This is a genomic window from Kribbella sp. NPDC054772, assembly GCF_053611945.1.
Genome location: NZ_JBSHBJ010000006.1, coordinates 252,099 through 267,908, shown reverse-complemented (window position 1 = coordinate 267,908; position 15,810 = coordinate 252,099). Strand labels below are relative to the sequence as shown.

The window sequence follows — 15,810 nt, the reverse complement described above, 5'->3', positions numbered from 1 at the left end:
TTGCGGCGACCATGCGGCGGGGCGACGTACGGGTGAGCAAGGGCAGGCTGGTGTTCGACTTCGTGGCGAAAGGTGGTCAGCGGCGGCGGGTCGAACTGGACGACGATCGGCTGGTCGCGACCGTGCGCTCGCTGAAACGTGGTCGGCATCGGACGAACCGTTTGCTCGTCTTCCGCGACGGCGACGGCTATCACGAGCTTGATGCCGCGATGATCAACGAGCGGTATCAGGAACTGGTCGGCGACGACTACACGGTCAAGGATCTGCGCACGTGGACCGCTACGGTGCACGCCGCGGTCGAGCTCGCGGAGGCCGATCCGCCGTCGACGAAGAAGGCCTTGAACGCCGCGGTGAAGGACATGCTCGACGAGGTGTCGGATCACCTCGGGAACACACCTACGGTGGCGCGGAGCTCGTACGTCGACCCGCGAATCGTCGACCAGTACGAACACGGCCGCACGATCGCGGGCACGGTCGGCCGGGTCGGCACCGACCTGGACGACGAGCAGGCCCGCGGGGCACTCGAACGAGCCGTGAACCAGGTCCTGGACCAGGCCACGCGACACTGACGGCTGACGCAGGCTGAGCGGGGCTCACCCCGCGGCGGTGTCAGGGCGGCGCAGGTGGCGTCCGGAGGCCTGCCATGCGGTCAGCAGGTGCTCGGCGAAATAGTTGTCCACAGCAAGGGAGCACTGTGCGCCGAACAGCACGTCGCCGACCGCCTCCGGGTGTTGCCGCACGTAGCTGCCGCAGAGGTCGTGCGCCGCGACCTGTTCGTGAACAGCGTCCGCCTCGACATGTTCGGTGAAGTAGCGCGCTTGCTCCTCCGACGCGCCGAGTCTGGTGGCGCCGGCGGCGTACTGGCGATTGGGCAGCGTGGACGTCATCTCGAGCGCTGCGAGGTGGCCGAGGAGCGCTCCGGTCCACCGGCAGTGGACCGCGAACAGTGACATCACGTTCGACACCGCAAGCGTCACGGCCGGGACCGCCGGCACGTAGCGACCGTAGGTGTCGTCGAGGCCGAGCCAGCGCATCGTCGTACGGAAGAGCTCGGAGTGCATGCGTTCCGCGCGGCCGCCGCCGTACTCGTCGGCCTCGATCTCGACCAGTGCGGCCTTCGCTGCGCCGTCGAGGCGCGGGATGCCGAAGCTGTGCGGGTCGGCTTCCTTGAGCTGATAGATGGACCGATTGAGCAGGAACTCGCGGAACTGATCTCTCGTCGCATGCCGACGCAGGTACGGCGCGAGTCGCGGGCCGTCGTCGCTTTCGGTCAGTGCTCGCAACTGCTCCGCGACCGGATGATCCGTTGGACGAACCCGGCAGGCGGCTTCCAGCCAGTTGATCCAGGGCCGCTCCAGGCGGGAGCGGAAGGCAATCACGTCAGGATCCCACTGCCGGTCGGGTTCGACATCGTCGAACCCGCGGTACTGCAGCTCGTACGCGATCCAGAGCGCCAGTTGCAGGTCCTCGTCAGCGAAGGCGCGCGGGTGATCGCCGACCTCGATGCGGTGGTGGTCGGCGGTGGCGGCGCGCGCGAGCCGTTCTGTCAACCAGGCGCTCAGTGGTCCACGTGGCGGTGGCAGGTGCATGCAGCTCCCTCGGGCATCGGACGACGATCCGGTACCCGCGCCAAGACCGTGAATTCGCCGGGGAAGCACCAGGGCTGTCGGCGTGTTGGCTGCCGCCGGGTCAGCCTGGGAGTTTGCGCGTGTCGACCAGCTGTTGCGCGACGGCTTCGTCGTCGGCATCGAAGCCATCGGGTTCGGTGCTGTAGAGCCCGAGGACACCGACGGTGTCGGTGGCCGTGGACAGAGGCACGTCGAGCACGCTGCGGACGCCGAGGTCGAGGACCCTCTCGGCCCACTCCGGCCAGCGGTGCTCGTGGAAGGTGTCGCGCACCATGACGGGGGAGTGGTGTTGCATGCACTCCACGAGCGGTCCGTCGACGCCGTCGAGCTGGAACCGGTAAATCTCGGCGACGATGGGCGCGGTGACGGCTGGAATCTCTGTCGTGCTGTTGCGGGCGAGCGCGACGCCGGCGAAGCGGCAGTTCAGGGCCTGCAGCGCGAAGTCGACCACGCCCTGGATGGTCTCCTCGACACTGTCGGTGGCGTGCAGTTCGAGCGCCAGCTGTGCGAACTTCTCTGGGGCTACGGCCGGGGGCGATATCCCGTCGCCACCCGGGTCGGGTACCTGCGTCAGGTCCATGACTCAATTTTGCCTTCGAATGCAAGGGACAGCCATGTCGCGCCCGCGTTGGTTCACCCCCGTTCTTGGGTACCGGTAGTCACGTGATCTCAGCTTGAGCGGCACCCCATTGCTTCTGGGGCCGCGCACCAGGGAAGGACCGACCGGCATGACGACCGAGCCCGGCCAGACGACGGCCGAGCGCGAAACCGCCCCGGCCGCCCAGCGGCGGTTGGAACGTACGGCGCCCTTGTCCGTGGACGAGTGCCCGCCGCCGCCCTCGGAGTACCTGACGGGCGGACAAGGGGTGAATCAACCCTGGACCGCGTTGGGAATCAGGGCACGTCTGCGGATGGCCTTGGAGCGCCGGCATGAGAAGCCCGGCTTGAGCGCGATGATCAGGAACGCGCGGATCCTGCGGTCGCTCAGCGATCGGCTCCTGCGCACAGCGGCCCTGATTCTCCGCAAGGAGGGCGCCCGCCGAGACGAGATCTCCGAACTGACCGGCCGCTCGGCCGACTCGATCCGCGACGATGCTGTGCGGGAACACAAGACGCAGTCCCGTCGGGACTACTCGATCGCGTACTACGAGCGTCACCCCGGCCGGATCCCCGGACAGTGGTATGCCGTCGAGGACGACGACCCGGACCTCCCGGACAACCCGATCGGCGTACGCACGCGGCAGACAGCCCTTGAGGCCGCCCGCTGGTCCGCTCAGGAAGCACCGACGAGCAGCTTGCGCGTGGCCTCTGTCGCCAGGTGGCCGGTGGCGCGTCAGGTCTTGCGTGGGAGTTGTTTGTCGGGGTCTTGGTCGGGGGCGGGTTCGGGAGCTGGGTATGGCGAGGTGTCTGGGTCGTCGTTCGGTGCCCGGCAGTGCGTGGTACATGCACGTGGCGTGAGTCATCACGATTGGGCCGGATGCGTCGCCGGTCACTGGGTACCGCAGTGAGATGTCCGATCCGAACGATTGAGCGACATCTTCTGGAGGTAGCGGATATGAGCACCATCACGCAATCGATCGACGTCGACGTTCCGGTGACGACGGCGTACAACCAGTGGACGCAGTTCGAGACGTTCCCGCAGTTCATGGAGGGCGTGGAGGAGATCCGGCAGTTGGATGCCACGCACAACCATTGGGTGGTGAAGGTCGGCGGGGCGACGCGGGAGTTCGATGCGACCGTGACCGAGCAGCACGCTGATGAGCGCGTGGCATGGAAGTCGGACTCGGGTCCGCGGCATGCCGGTGTCGTGACCTTTCACAAGCTGTCCGACGAGACGAGCCGGGTAACCGCGCAGATGGACATCGACCCTGAAGGCTTCCTGGAGAAGGCCGGCGACAAGCTCGGTGTCGTCGAGGGCCGGGTGAAGGGGGACCTGCAGCGGTTCAAGGCGTTCATCGAGAGCCGTGGCACCGAGACCGGCACGTGGCGGGGCGACGTACCGCGGTAGAGCCAGGGAGGCGAGCGATGAAGGTCGGGTTCAAGCTGATTGCCGAGGCCTACGGGCCGGTCGAGATCGTCGAGCAGGCGGTGCGGGCCGAGGAGGCCGGGTTCGACTTCGTCGAGTTCAGCGATCACTTTCATCTGTGGGTGAGCGAGCACGAGCACTCCGGCTTCGCGTTCTCGATGCTCGCGGCGATCGCCGCGCGGACCTCGTCCGTCGGCCTTGCGACCGGCGTCACCTGTCCCTTGATCCGGTATCACCCGGCCGTTGCCACTCGGCACGAGATGCTGCGCGAGTCGCTCGAGATCATCCACCTGTTGTGGAGCGGCGGCTATCAGTCGTACGACGGGAAACACCTGCGACTGGAGGACGCGAGGGTTTTCGATCTCCCCGACGAGTTGCCGGACATCGCAGTTGCCGCGGGCGGGGCAGATGCGGCTCGGCTCGCGGGCGACCTGGGTGATGCCTTGTCCGTGACCGAGCCGGACCTGGTCGCAGCGTACGAGCACGCCGGTGGGAAATCGGCAGTTCTTGGAGGTAAGTGATGACTGAGCATCATCTGCCGACGGCTGAGATGTTGGAGCAGTTGGCGACCGAGATGCATGACGCGGAGGGCGTGGAGCAGACCGTCGACACGGTCGTCGAGTTCGCCTGCCGGGCGGTGGGATGCGACTACGCCTCGATGGTGATGATCGACGGTCGGCAGCGCCTCTCGATCCTGGCGCTGAGCGACCCGAAGCTGGCGGAGCTCTACCACGAACAGGTCCACTTCGGTGAGGGGCCGCTCATCACCGCCATCCGACAGGGCAAGGAGTTGCTCATTCCGGACGTCTTGATCGAGACGCGCTGGTCGCAGACGTGGACCAACGCGGCTCTCGTGGTGGGGATCCGGAGTGCCATTCACGTTCCGGTGCGGGTACGGCGTGATCCGTCGGCGGTACTGAGCCTGTACTCCGGAACGCAGGACGGCTTCGATGGCGACGACCTTGCGGTGGCGCACCTGCTGGCCGGCCAGGCGGCGGTGGCGATCGCGGCGGCGCGTGACGACCGCAACCCGGCCGTGGCGACCGATGTTCGCAGGCTGATCGGGCAGGCGCTCGGCATCCTGATGGAGCGTTACCACCTGGATGAAGAACGCGCGCTCGAGGTGCTCAGGCGGTATTCGAAGAACTCGAACCGCAAACTGCGCGAGGTCGCCCAGGAGCTGATCGACTCCCGGCAGCCGGCCCCGTTGCCGGAGAAGGCCTGACGACCGGGTTCCTTGCGGTTCAGGCGTGTTCGCCGTCCAGCAGTCGATGGATCTCCTCCAGGGCGTGCTGGATCTCCGGATGGTGGTACTGCGCGGCGCGTGACTCGGCACTGATCACACCGCAGCGGTGCAGGCGGCGGAAGTCGCCGTACGGGAACTCGTAGTGGCCCTTGGTCTCCTCGCCTTCCTCGGTGTCGACACCGAGGAACCACAGGCCGTAGTCCTGCCAGCCGTGCTTGTCCAGGTAGGTGTTCTGCTCCGCCGGGGTCGGTGCGTGCTCGCTCCAGTCGTCCCGTTCATCCTTGGCGGTCTGCCCCTTCCCGATCAGGTATTTCGCGTGCTCGAACGCCTTCTCGTTCAGCTTCACAGTCATGCAAAGCCGGTGCCCGATCGGTTGCGGGTCTAACTGTGACGGTGTCGACGTGGGTACCGGTAGGTCCGGACACAAGGAAGGTGAGACTGCGGTGCGGTTCATGACGTGGAACGTCTGGGGACGGTTCGGTGGCTCGTGGTTGCGCAGGCAGCGGGCGATCGTCAACACGATGCGCGCACAGCGACCTGACTTCGTTGCGCTGCAGGAGACATGGAGCAGCGACGGGCAGGCCCAGGCCGATCTGCTGGGGTACGAGCTCGGTATGACGGCGGTGTTCGCGCCCTCCCGGATGCCGAAGGACCCGGCTCCCGACGTACAGCTCGGTCTTGGCATCCTGAGTCGCTATCCACTGAAGCGGATCGAGCATCACACGTTGTCGTCCGGTACCGTCGCGCTCCGGGCAGAGATCGCGTTGGGAAGAGGCAACCTGCACTTCATCACCAGCTGTCTGGACTGGGAGGAAGACCATCAGCGCGAGCGTTTCGCGCAGGCGAGTGCGCTGGCCGCGGTGGTCGCCGAGCTCAGGACGACCGGCGATGAGGTGATCGTGGCCGGTGAGCTGAATGCGCCGCCCGATCGGCCTGAACTTGCACCGTTGCTCGCCGTACTGGATGACTGTTGGCAACCGCAGGCGTACGACGGTGCGACCTACTGCTCGAGCAATCCGTACCTGCTTCAGGGCGAATGGCTCGAAGACCGTCGCATCGACTGCATTCTCGCCGACGACCGCCGGACTCCGACGGCGTCGCGGCTGGCCGGCCTCGACGAGGACCACGGCAGGCCACCATCGGACCACTACGCCGTGATCACCGACGTACCGGTCGCCTGAGGACCCGGCTGATCCAGGGAGCCGAGCGAGTCGTTTCGCCTGACAGCAACCATGCGTACGAGTGGGGTACCGGACTGTGCGTGAGTGAGAACGAGTGCCTGATCGAAGCGAGTGTTGAGGACGTGTTCGCGATCCTCACCGACGGCTGGTCGTACGCCGCTTGGGTGGTCGGCGCGTCTCGGATCCGGGATGTGGATCCGCCGTGGCCGGAACCGGGTGGGCGGATTCACCACTCGGTGGGGGCGTGGCCGTTCTTGGTGGACGACACGACGACGTCGCTGGAGTACGAACCCGCGCACCTGCTGCGGTTGCGAGTGCGGGTCTGGCCGGTCGGCCACGGCGAGGTGGGGTTCCGTGCCACTGAGACAGCGGACGGGTGCCGTCTCGTGATGACCGAGACGGCGGTCAGCGGGCCGGCCACGCTGCTGCCGTCGGCGGTGAGCGACCTGATGCTGCACCCGCGGAACGCCGAGGCCCTCCGCCGTCTCAAGCTCCTCGCCGAGAAGAACGCGTCCTCCTGATCGCGCATCTCCGCGTTGTAGCGCTCTCGGGCCAAAACCCCGCTGCGCTCAGGCACAGATGATCCGTGTGACTCAGGTTGTGTCCTCTGCCGGGGCGAGGAGATCGGCGAGAACGGCAGCTTCGCTGATCTCGCTGTGTTTTGTTGCGGTGAGCAACCCTCAACTGGCCGCGCTTCGCCAAGTTCCGGAGCTGGTCGAGTGCGGTGGCGCGCGGCGGGTCCTGAAGCTCTACGCGGTACCTTCGGGCGAACCTGCACTCGAGACGGTGCCATGATCCAACCTCCCGTTCAACCGGCACCTTTGTACCCGAACACCTCCGGTTCAACCCGGAGTCGCAGCCGGAAACGCGACAGCTGGTTCGCGGAAATTTCTGGGTGGGGCTAAACCTGATCTGGCGTCGACCCGGGCGGTCATGCGTCAATGGGATCCAGACGGTACGACCGGCCGGTGCGGGTTGATCCGTCGGTGCTCGCGTTGGGGACGTGGGGGAGGGGCCGGATGGCCGACGAGGCGTTGGGGCGGGAGTTTCGGGCTCGGTTGGAGGAATTGCTCGGTGAGCCGTTGATGGTCGACGATCCGTTGATCACGACCGCGCAGGCAGCCGTTTTGCTGGGGGCGTCGTCGATCCGTGTTGCGAGGCTCGTGCGTGCAGGGCATCTGCCGGCAGTCGCGCGTACCCATCGCCGGGTGCGGTTGTCCGATGTGATTCAGGTGGGTCACGATCAGTGGATGTCGGTGGGTGAGGCTGCCGACCTGCTGACCATGGGGCGGGCAGGCGTCGGGCGGATGATCACGGCCGGGCTCCTGCCGGCACGCGGCACGGAACTCCCGCTGCGGCGTAACGATGTGGAGATTCTCGCTCGCCTCCGTGAGGGATGGCTGACGCTGTCAGCTGCTGCATCGGCGCTCGATGTGGACATCGAGGAGATCCGCCGGATGCTGCGGAGTCGCGTTCTCACTCATACTCGCGACGGCGCGAGACCGGTCCACGGTCATGAAGTTGCCCGCCAGTTGATCATGCGCTCGGGCGGACTGTCCGAGCCAACGCCCGCCTCGCGCGGCTCAACCCCCTGACGACGCCGAGGCGGTCAGCTGACGGCGACGAAGCAGAACTCGTTGCCTTCGGCGACCAGACAACGCATTGAGCGAGCTGGTAGTAGCTCATGTCCCCGGGCTGTACGCCGATGTGTTGCTTGCGGCTGGCAACGAATGCATGTCCAGGCTGCGGTAGTACCGGCGGATCCGGGCGATCGCCTGTTGGTACATCAGTCCTTGGAGTCCGGTTTCGACGAGCCGGATCGTGGTGACGACGCCCAGGCCGAAGATCAGTGGCAGCACCGCGGAGATGAAGGGCCAGAAGACCGGTCGTCGTCCTTCACTGTCCATGCTTCCCTGGTACCCGCTGTCCGGGCGAAGATGATGAAACAAGCGCAGCTCAGCGTGGCGGTGGTGGTCTGAGCATGGATGGGGATACTGGAGGGCGAACAGCGGTCGCATCGAGAAGGTGAGCACGATGACCGTACCGTCCGCTCGGACACGCTCCGGTGCCGGGAGATCGGCGGATCCGGCGATGGATCGCTTCACTCCGTACAGATCTCCGTGCCTGGAGGGTTGAGCAGGCACCCGATAGACGAGCTGAGTCGTTGCGGCTACCCGGGATCTGGCATGTCGCGGATCTCGGGACGGGCTGCGGCACTCCTGGCGCGATCCACTTGAGCAGAGTGACCAGGCCGAGCAGGCGTACGACTCTGGTCACGACGACCGTGACGCCTTGTGTCGTGTCCATGGGCATTCGCTCTCACTCCTGCCGTTCGACGGTTGGCTCCGGCACGGTGGTTCTTCGACCGTCGGGGAGCCGGCGGGTGAGTCCGCGGCGGTCGAGGTGTTCGAGCAGTGGTACGACGACGCGCCGAGTGCTGTCGAGGCAGCGTCGTGCCTCGCTGGCGGTGAAGGGCTGCGGCAGGTGCGCGAGTCGTCGTACCGCGGTCTCGTCGGCGCCGGGGAGGAGCACGACCGTGTCGGCGAGGCGGAGCAGCAGATGGGCTCGGTCCGCGGCGGCGAGTGCACGCTTGTCGAGACCTGCGGCTTCGAGCTCGGCTGCCTCGGGCGCCCGGTACGGCTGCTGGCGGATCTGATCGGTGAGTTTGGCGATTGCCTCCAGGAGATCCGGTGGGAGGTTCGCGTCGCCGTTAAGTACTCGTCCGCCGGCGAGTCGGAGCGGAGGACTGACGAGGACCCTCACGAGCTCGGCAGACGGGAGGGCGAGGAGCTGGGCCGCTGTGGTCAGCGGCAGTCCGGGATCGAGCGGTTGGTCTGCGGACCGTGTCGCCACCAGGTTCGTGAGTTCGGTGCGCAGAGCCGCGGCGTGATCCGGGGCGAGCAGCCAGTCTCCGACGCGCACAGCGTTCGCGGTATCCGGGTCAATGCCGATCCGGCGGAGTAGCGAGGCGCGGACCGGACTGCGTCGCTGAACCTCGGCAGCGGGCTCGCCGCCGGCCGTCGCCAGTTCGAAGGCTCGTCGGCGCGCGGCGCCGCGGCGGTCGATCGCGGGCGGAATCGGGTCGACCACGGTGACTCCCCACAGTCGCCGGCTGCCAGGATCCCGGAGGATGGCGCGATCGCCGATCCGGAGTGGGAGCGGGCGGTGGAACAGCAGCCGGGCGTGCTGCGCGCCGAGCGCGCGGAAATGAACATGCTCGGCCACAGCACCGATGTGCAGCACGAGGTCGGCCCGCCCTGGTACGTCGGCCGATCGGGCTGAGTCGGGATTTGCTGGTTGCAGGACGACGTCCGCTGAGGTCGTCCACTGCCATGCGTCCGGGGTGACCAGCACGCTGTCCCGACCGAGAGCGTCGGGGACCTTGCTGCCGAGGTTGAGTGCGACCCGGGCGACGCCGCTCACCTGGTCGCGGGAGCGGCCGAGTGCCTCGATCCCGCGGACCCTGACCTCGCCGTCCCCGAGCGCGAGTCGGTCACCGCGCGCGATGGTTCCCGCGGTCAAGGTGCCGGTGACGACCGTTCCGGCGCCGTGCACGGTGAAGCTCCGGTCGACCCACAGCCGGACGTCGGCACGTGGATCGGCGACCGGGAGCGCGGCCGCCAGCGTTGTCAGGGCATCGCGGAGTTCGTCGATGCCGTGCCCGGTCCGGCCGCTCACCGAGACGATCGGCGCGCCGCGCAACGCCGTCCGGCCGAGCTCCGCACGGGTTCGGGCTGCGATCGGTTCAGGATCGGCCAGATCCGAACGTGTCACGGCAACCACGCCGTGCCGGACCCCGAAGGCGTCCAGGGCCGCGAGATGCTCGGCGGCCTGCGGCATCCAGGCGTCGTCGGCGGCGACCACGAACAGAACGGCCGGCACCGGGCCGACCCCGGACAGCATGGTGGCGAGGAACCGTTCGTGCCCCGGTACGTCGACGAACGCAACCTCACCCACGCCGGGGAGCTCGGTCCAGCAGTAGCCGAGACTGATCGTCAGTCCGCGCCGTCGCTCTTCCTCGAGCCGGTCCGGGTCCGATCCGGTGAGCGCCCGGACGAGCGTCGACTTCCCGTGGTCGACATGCCCGGCAGTGGCGATTACGTGCATCGCCGAACCAGCTGTCGCACAGCCTCCACGAGTACGTCGTCCTGCGCCGGCGGTACCGCGATCAGATCGAGCAGCAACCGTCCGCGTACGACATGGCCGACGACCGCCGGGTCGAGCATTCGCAACGGTTCGGCCCACCGCGGATCGAGTGCGACGGCCGCACTCTCCAGCTCGACGCCGGGTGCGCCTCCGCCGCCGACCGCAGCCGTCGACCGAACCGCCTCCGCACCCAGCGCGCTCGCCAGGTGCTTCGCCCGCGCGAAGAGCTCGTCGGGGTTCGTGGCCAGCGCCTCGGCAACCGGCGTCGGGGGACCGGTCAGCGTCGCCTCCAGAGCGGCCAGGGTGAGCTTGTCGACCCGAAGCGCCCGGGCGAACGGGAAGCGGCGCAGCCGCTCGACCAGTGCGCGGTCGCCGAGGAGGAGTCCGCACTGCGGCCCGCCGAGGAGCTTGTCGCCGGAGGCCGTGACGAGCGCTGCCCCGGCACGCAGCGCGGAGGTCGCGTCGGGCTCCTCGGGGAGACGAGGGTGCGGCTGCAGTAGCCCGGAGCCGAGATCGGCGACCACGGGGACCGGCAGGGTGGACAACTCGGCGATCGAGACGGTGGAGGTGAAGCCCTCGACGCGGAAGTTGGACGGGTGAACCTTGAGGACGAACGCGGTCGAGTCGTCGACAGCCGCCTGGTAGTCGGCGAGCCGGACGCGGTTCGTCGTACCGACCTCGCGGAGGGTGGCGCCGACCGAGGAGAGCAGTTCAGGGATGCGGAAACCGTCGCCGATCTCGACCAGTTCACCCCGGGCGATCACGATCGAGCGTGCCGCGGCGAGTGCGCAGGCGGCGAGCGCCAGGGCCGCGGCGCCGTTGTTGACCACGTGCACGCCGCCCGCGTCGGGGACGGCCGCAGCCAGTGCGGCGAGTGCCGGCGCGCCCCGCTTCCCGCGTGCACCGGTCCGCAGATCGAGCTCGACGTCGGTCGGTCCAGCAGCCAGTGCGAGCGCCTGCTGTGCCGCCTCGGACAGGGGCGCGCGCCCGAGGTTCGTGTGGACGACGACTCCTGTCGCGTTGATGACCTGCCGCAGAGAGGTGGGCGCGCTGGGGAGTGCGGCGAGGACCGCGGGTACGACGTCGGCGGGGGAGATCGCGCCGGAGCGGCAGCGGGCGAGTGCGTCGACGACCGTCTGCTTGACCGCCGGCCGACCGAGGCGCGTGATTGCGTCGGTCAGCTGCGGATCGGCCAGCACCCGGTCGGTGCGCGGTGTCGCGCGGCGCGGATCGTCACCAGCGACGCGCTGGGCACGGTCGCCGTCACGATCGGCTGCGGACACCGGCACCTCCGGGACGTGGTTGGCGGAGGCGGACGGGAATCGAACCCGCCTGGCCGGGATGCCCGGCCACAACGGCTTTGAAGACCGCGCCCGTCACCAGACGAGGTACGCCTCCACGAGTCGCTGGTGCAGTGCCCATTCGGACCTTTTTCCACGCATGAACGTTTGCGGCGGGCCACTTCGGCGTACTGGGGGGTCATGTCCGTCGAAGGTCTCCCTTGGCCGGTGCTGCGGCAGCTCCGCGGCCCGGACCGGCTCGGGCGTGGCAAAGCGGCGAGATCGAAGCGGACGGCGGCCTTGCGCGGGCGCATCGCGGACGCGGACCGGGTCGTCGACTCGATCTGCCCGTACTGCGCGGTGGGCTGCGGGCAACGGGTGTTCGTCAAGGACGAGCGGGTCATCCAGATCGAGGGTGATCCGAAGAGCCCGGTGTCGCGCGGCCGGCTGTGTCCGAAGGGCAGCGCCAGCAAGCAGCTCGTCACCTCGTCGTTGCGTGAGACGAAGGTGCGCTACCGGCGCCCGCACGGAACCGACTGGGAGGAACTGGACCTCGACACCGCGATGGAGATGATCGCGGACCGCGTGCTGAAGACCCGGGACGAGACCTGGCAGTGGGAGCAGGACGGCAATCGGGTCCGTCGCACGATGGGCATCGCCAGCCTCGGAGGAGCGACCCTCGACAACGAGGAGAACTACCTCATGAAGAAGCTCTACACGGCGATGGGCGCGATCCAGATCGAGAACCAGGCGCGTATTTGACACTCCTCGACGGTCCCCGGTCTGGGGGCCTCGTTCGGGCGCGGCGGCGCCACCGGATTCCAGCAGGATCTGGCCAACGCGGATGTGATCCTCATCGAGGGCTCGAACATGGCCGAGTGCCATCCGGTCGGGTTCCAGTGGGTGATGGAGGCCAAAGCACGGGGTGCGACGGTGATTCACGTCGACCCGCGGTTCACCCGGACGTCGGCGGTCGCCGACCTGCACCTGCCGATCCGGGCCGGAACCGATATCGCGTTCCTCGGCGCGCTCGTCAACCACGTGCTGAGCAACGAGCTCGACTTCCGTGAGTACGTCGTCCCGTACACGAACGCGGCGGCGATCATCAGTGCGGACTTCCGCGACACCGACGACCTGGACGGCTTGTTCTCCGGATTCGACCCGGAGACGGGGTCGTACGACGCGGTCTCGTGGCACTACGAGGGCGCCGAGGCGGACGCCGCGGCCGGGACGAAGCGCGGGCAGAAGGGCCACCGCAGCAGCGACGACGCCGGTGCCCACAAGGCGGCGCGGTCCGAGGCGGCAGGTTCTGGCGGTCCGGCGGTCGAGTTCAAGCCCGAGCGTGACGAGACGCTGCAGCATCCGCGGTGCGTCTACCAGATTCTGAAGCGGCACTTCGCCCGCTACACGCCGGAGATGGTGGAGCAGGTTTGTGGGATCAGCCCCGACAAGTTCCGCCAGGTCGCCGATGCTCTGACCTCGGCCAGTGGACGCGACAAGACCGGCGCGTTCGTGTACTCGGTCGGATGGACGCATCACAGCACCGGCGTACAGAACATCCGGACTGCCGCGATCCTGCAGTTGCTGCTGGGCAACATCGGCCGTCCCGGCGGCGGCATCATGGCGCTGCGCGGACATGCCAGCATCCAGGGCTCCACGGACATCCCGACGCTGTTCAACCTGCTCCCCGGGTACCTCCCGATGCCCCACGCCGAGCACCACCTGAACCTCCAGGAATACGTCGCGGAGGATGCGGGCAAGACCGGCTTCTGGGGCAACATGGACGCGTACACGATCAGCCTGCTCAAGTCCTGGTGGGGCGATGCGGCGACGGCGGACAACGACTACTGCTTCGACTATCTGCCGCGGCTGACCGGCCACCACTCGACGTACGAGACCGTGATCGGGCAGATCGAGGGCCAGGTCAAGGGCTACTTCGTGATCGGCGAGAACCCGGCGGTCGGTTCCGCGAACGGCAAGATGCAGCGTCTCGGCCTGGCGAACCTGGATTGGCTGGTGGTGCGCGACCTGGCGATGATCGAGACGGCGACATTCTGGAAGGACGGGCCGGAGCTCGGCACCGGTGAGATGAGCACCGAGGAGATCGGTACCGAGGTGTACTTCCTGCCCGCGGCCGCGCACACCGAGAAGTCAGGTTCGTTCACCAACACGCAGCGGATGTTGCAGTGGCACCACAAGGCGGTAGAGCCGCCGGACGACGCCCGCAGCGACCTGCAGTTCTACTACGAGCTCGGCCAGCGGCTGCGGGCGAAGCTGGCCGGATCCACTGACGAGCGGGACCGCCCGTTGCTGGATCTCACCTGGGACTACGGGCAGGAAGGCCCGCTGCGGGAGCCCCGAGCGGAAGCGGTGCTGCGTGAGATCAACGGGACGCAGGACGATCACGCGTTGTCGGCGTACACGGAGCTGAAGGCCGACGGCAGCACCCGGTGCGGCTGCTGGATCTATTGCGGTGTGTACGCCGACGAGGTGAACCAGGCGGCCCGGCGCAAACCCGGGACCGACCAGTCGTGGGTCGCGCCCGAGTGGGGCTGGGCGTGGCCGGCGAACCGGCGGATCTTGTACAACCGGGCGTCCGCGGATCCGGACGGGAAGCCGTGGAGCGAGCGGAAGGCGTACGTCTGGTGGGATGCCGAGAACGGGAAGTGGACCGGTCACGACGTACCGGACTTCATTCCGGACCGGGCGCCGGATCATGTGCCGGATGACGACGCACAGGGGCCGGATGCGATCGGTGGCCGGGATCCGTTCGTGATGCAGACCGACGGGAAGGGCTGGTTGTTCGCTCCTGTCGGGCTGGCCGACGGACCGATGCCGGCATTCTACGAGCCGCCCGAGTCGCCGGTCCGCAACCCGCTGTACGACCGGCAGAACAACCCGGCCAGGTTCCGGCTGGAGCATGCCGCGAACCCGTTGAACCCGTCGTTGTCGGAGGTGTTCCCGTACGTCTTCACCAGCTACCGGTTGACCGAGCACCACACGGCCGGCGGTATGAGTCGCACGCTGCCGTACCTGTCGGAGCTGCAACCGGCGATGTTCTGTGAGGTCTCACCGCGGCTGGCCGCCGAGCGCGGGCTGACCAACGGTGGCTGGGCGACGATCGTCACCACCCGGAGCGCGATCGAGGCGCGGGTGCTGGTGACCGACCGCATGCGGTCGTTGCGGCTCGGCGACCAGACCGTCGAGCAGGTCGGCCTGCCGTACCACTGGGGCGGCCGCGGTCTGACCACCGGCGACTCGCAGAACGATCTGGTGAACGTGACGCTCGATCCCAATGTGTACATCCAGGACAAGGTGGGCACCTGCGACGTACGACCGGGACGGCGCCCACGCGGCGCGGACCTGCTCGCGTACGTCGAGGCCTACCGCAGGCGGCTCGACGGAGGGAGTCCCGATGGCGCTGGCTGACCGATTCTTCGGACCGCTCGCGGACGTCTCTGCCGACGCGGGCTACGACGAGGACCATCCACCGCGGGTCGGGTTCTTCACCGACACCTCGATCTGCATCGGCTGCAAGGCGTGCGAGGTCGCGTGCAAGGAGTGGAACGAGCTGTCCGACGACGGCATCGAGTTCACCGGGACGTCGTACGACAACACCACCCAGCTGAGCGCGGATACCTGGCGGCACGTCGCCTTCGTCGAGAAACCGGCCCCGGTGACGACCGTCGATCTCGGACTGCCCGGAGTGGGTCCACCGGAGGAGCAGAAGGACGTCGCGTGGCTGATGTCGTCCGACGTCTGCAAGCACTGCACGCACGCGGCCTGCCTGGATGTCTGCCCGACCGGCGCGCTGTTCCGCACCGAGTACGGCACCGTGGTCGTGCAGGAGGACATCTGCAACGGCTGTGGGTACTGCGTTCCGGCCTGCCCGTACGGCGTGATCGACCAGCGCAAGAACGACGGCCGCGTGTTCAAGTGCACGATGTGCTACGACCGCCTGACGGTCGGCGAGGAACCCGCGTGCGCGAAGGCCTGCCCGACGGACTCGATCCAGTTCGGACCCCTGGACGAACTGCGCGAGCGGGCGGACAAACGCGTCGAGGACCTGCACGACCAAGGCGTCGACGTGGCCCGGCTGTACGGCGCCGACCCGGATGACGGCGTTGGCGGCGACGGCGCGTTCTTCCTGCTGCTCGACGAGCCGGAGGTGTACGGCATGCCGCCGGACCCGGTCGTCACCACCCACGATCTCGAATCGATGTGGAAGCATGCGGCGGCCGCGGCCGGTGCCCTGCTCGGTGTCGCGGTCGCGGTGTTCGCGGGAGGTCGGCGGTGAAGGAAC

Annotated in this window: 16 protein-coding genes and 1 tRNA gene; 10 read left to right on the top strand and 7 right to left on the bottom strand. The window is 68.0% G+C overall.

Going from position 1 to position 15,810, the window contains the following annotated elements:
- The first annotated feature begins 32 nt into the window (after positions 1 to 32).
- A complete protein-coding gene (locus ACWGID_RS13430; RefSeq protein WP_452196726.1) occupies positions 33 to 569 on the top strand; it encodes a hypothetical protein in 537 nt (178 codons plus the stop codon).
- 24 nt (positions 570 to 593) lie between these two features.
- Here the strand turns inward: ACWGID_RS13430 and ACWGID_RS13425 are convergent, their stop codons facing one another.
- Together ACWGID_RS13425 and ACWGID_RS13420 are read right to left on the bottom strand one after the other, a co-directional pair.
- Positions 594 to 1,550, bottom strand: coding sequence for an iron-containing redox enzyme family protein (locus ACWGID_RS13425; RefSeq protein ID WP_452196725.1), 957 nt, complete (start codon positions 1,548 to 1,550; stop codon positions 594 to 596).
- A 139-nt stretch (positions 1,551 to 1,689) separates the two neighbouring features.
- Entirely contained in the window at positions 1,690 to 2,208 is a 519-nt protein-coding gene (locus ACWGID_RS13420; protein ID WP_452196724.1) for a GAF domain-containing protein, read from the bottom strand.
- A 148-nt stretch (positions 2,209 to 2,356) separates the two neighbouring features.
- On the opposite strand from ACWGID_RS13420, the gene ACWGID_RS13415 reads away from it, so the two are divergent.
- The 4 genes from ACWGID_RS13415 to ACWGID_RS13400 are packed head-to-tail and all read left to right on the top strand — an operon-like array spanning position 2,357 to position 4,879.
- The gene (locus ACWGID_RS13415; protein WP_452196723.1) at positions 2,357 to 3,136 is read left to right on the top strand and encodes a hypothetical protein; all 780 of its coding nucleotides are present in this window, start codon (positions 2,357 to 2,359) and stop codon (positions 3,134 to 3,136) included.
- A 47-nt stretch (positions 3,137 to 3,183) separates the two neighbouring features.
- The gene (locus ACWGID_RS13410; protein ID WP_452196722.1) at positions 3,184 to 3,636 is read left to right on the top strand and encodes an SRPBCC family protein; all 453 of its coding nucleotides are present in this window, start codon (positions 3,184 to 3,186) and stop codon (positions 3,634 to 3,636) included.
- Between the two features lie 17 nt (positions 3,637 to 3,653).
- Entirely contained in the window at positions 3,654 to 4,175 is a 522-nt protein-coding gene (locus ACWGID_RS13405; RefSeq protein WP_452196721.1) for an LLM class flavin-dependent oxidoreductase, read from the top strand.
- Entirely contained in the window at positions 4,175 to 4,879 is a 705-nt protein-coding gene (locus tag ACWGID_RS13400; protein ID WP_452196720.1) for a GAF and ANTAR domain-containing protein, read from the top strand. Before ACWGID_RS13405 ends, ACWGID_RS13400 begins: the two co-directional genes overlap by 1 nt.
- Positions 4,880 to 4,898: 19 nt before the next feature.
- On the opposite strand, the gene ACWGID_RS13395 is transcribed toward ACWGID_RS13400, so the two are convergent.
- A complete protein-coding gene (locus ACWGID_RS13395; protein WP_452196719.1) occupies positions 4,899 to 5,252 on the bottom strand; it encodes a hypothetical protein in 354 nt (117 codons plus the stop codon).
- Positions 5,253 to 5,352: 100 nt separating this feature from the next.
- Here ACWGID_RS13395 and ACWGID_RS13390 point away from each other — a divergent pair, with 100 nt between their 5' ends.
- From ACWGID_RS13390 to ACWGID_RS13380, 3 genes are all read left to right on the top strand, one after another.
- Positions 5,353 to 6,081, top strand: coding sequence for an endonuclease/exonuclease/phosphatase family protein (locus tag ACWGID_RS13390; protein WP_452196718.1), 729 nt, complete (start codon positions 5,353 to 5,355; stop codon positions 6,079 to 6,081).
- 80 nt (positions 6,082 to 6,161) lie between these two features.
- A complete protein-coding gene (locus tag ACWGID_RS13385) occupies positions 6,162 to 6,602 on the top strand; it encodes an SRPBCC family protein (RefSeq protein ID WP_452196717.1) in 441 nt (146 codons plus the stop codon).
- 498 nt (positions 6,603 to 7,100) lie between these two features.
- Positions 7,101 to 7,676 (top strand): hypothetical protein, encoded by a 576-nt coding sequence (locus ACWGID_RS13380; protein WP_452196716.1) that lies wholly within the window; start codon positions 7,101 to 7,103, stop codon positions 7,674 to 7,676.
- Positions 7,677 to 7,763: 87 nt separating this feature from the next.
- Here ACWGID_RS13380 and ACWGID_RS13375 read toward each other — a convergent pair whose 3' ends face one another.
- The 4 genes from ACWGID_RS13375 to ACWGID_RS13360 all read right to left on the bottom strand — a co-directional run bounded on the left by ACWGID_RS13375 (position 7,764) and on the right by ACWGID_RS13360 (position 11,625).
- The gene (locus ACWGID_RS13375) at positions 7,764 to 7,988 is read right to left on the bottom strand and encodes a hypothetical protein (RefSeq protein WP_452196715.1); all 225 of its coding nucleotides are present in this window, start codon (positions 7,986 to 7,988) and stop codon (positions 7,764 to 7,766) included.
- A gap of 412 nt (positions 7,989 to 8,400) precedes the next feature.
- The gene (selB, locus tag ACWGID_RS13370) at positions 8,401 to 10,188 is read right to left on the bottom strand and encodes a selenocysteine-specific translation elongation factor (RefSeq protein ID WP_452196714.1); all 1,788 of its coding nucleotides are present in this window, start codon (positions 10,186 to 10,188) and stop codon (positions 8,401 to 8,403) included.
- Positions 10,179 to 11,510 carry an L-seryl-tRNA(Sec) selenium transferase gene (gene selA, locus ACWGID_RS13365; protein WP_452196713.1) on the bottom strand — a complete coding sequence of 444 codons (1,332 nt, stop codon included), beginning with the start codon at positions 11,508 to 11,510 and terminating at the stop codon, positions 10,179 to 10,181. The genes selB and selA overlap by 10 nt, the downstream gene beginning before the upstream one ends.
- A gap of 20 nt (positions 11,511 to 11,530) precedes the next feature.
- A tRNA-Sec gene (locus tag ACWGID_RS13360) sits at positions 11,531 to 11,625 on the bottom strand.
- An 83-nt stretch (positions 11,626 to 11,708) separates the two neighbouring features.
- Between ACWGID_RS13360 and fdh the strand changes: the two genes are divergently transcribed.
- Both fdh and ACWGID_RS13350 read left to right on the top strand, forming a co-directional pair.
- Complete coding sequence (gene fdh, locus ACWGID_RS13355) at positions 11,709 to 14,936, top strand: formate dehydrogenase (protein WP_452196712.1); 3,228 nt, start codon at positions 11,709 to 11,711, stop codon at positions 14,934 to 14,936.
- Positions 14,923 to 15,804 (top strand): 4Fe-4S dicluster domain-containing protein, encoded by an 882-nt coding sequence (locus ACWGID_RS13350; protein ID WP_452196711.1) that lies wholly within the window; start codon positions 14,923 to 14,925, stop codon positions 15,802 to 15,804. The genes fdh and ACWGID_RS13350 overlap by 14 nt, the downstream gene beginning before the upstream one ends.
- The last annotated feature ends 6 nt before the right edge of the window (positions 15,805 to 15,810 follow it).

Excerpts from the sequence above, each read along its gene's own strand:
- selB (WP_452196714.1), bottom strand. The coding sequence starts at position 10,188 with ATGCACGTAATCGCCACTGCCGGGCATGTCGACCACGGGAAGTCGACG.
- ACWGID_RS13415 (WP_452196723.1), top strand. The coding sequence starts at position 2,357 with ATGACGACCGAGCCCGGCCAGACGACGGCCGAGCGCGAAACCGCCCCG.
- ACWGID_RS13390 (WP_452196718.1), top strand. The coding sequence starts at position 5,353 with ATGACGTGGAACGTCTGGGGACGGTTCGGTGGCTCGTGGTTGCGCAGG.
- ACWGID_RS13400 (WP_452196720.1), top strand. The coding sequence starts at position 4,175 with ATGACTGAGCATCATCTGCCGACGGCTGAGATGTTGGAGCAGTTGGCG.
- ACWGID_RS13405 (WP_452196721.1), top strand. The coding sequence starts at position 3,654 with ATGAAGGTCGGGTTCAAGCTGATTGCCGAGGCCTACGGGCCGGTCGAG.
- ACWGID_RS13410 (WP_452196722.1), top strand. The coding sequence starts at position 3,184 with ATGAGCACCATCACGCAATCGATCGACGTCGACGTTCCGGTGACGACG.
- ACWGID_RS13420 (WP_452196724.1), bottom strand. The coding sequence starts at position 2,208 with ATGGACCTGACGCAGGTACCCGACCCGGGTGGCGACGGGATATCGCCC.
- ACWGID_RS13375 (WP_452196715.1), bottom strand. The coding sequence starts at position 7,988 with ATGGACAGTGAAGGACGACGACCGGTCTTCTGGCCCTTCATCTCCGCG.
- ACWGID_RS13380 (WP_452196716.1), top strand. The coding sequence starts at position 7,101 with ATGGCCGACGAGGCGTTGGGGCGGGAGTTTCGGGCTCGGTTGGAGGAA.
- ACWGID_RS13350 (WP_452196711.1), top strand. The coding sequence starts at position 14,923 with ATGGCGCTGGCTGACCGATTCTTCGGACCGCTCGCGGACGTCTCTGCC.
- ACWGID_RS13395 (WP_452196719.1), bottom strand. The coding sequence starts at position 5,252 with ATGACTGTGAAGCTGAACGAGAAGGCGTTCGAGCACGCGAAATACCTG.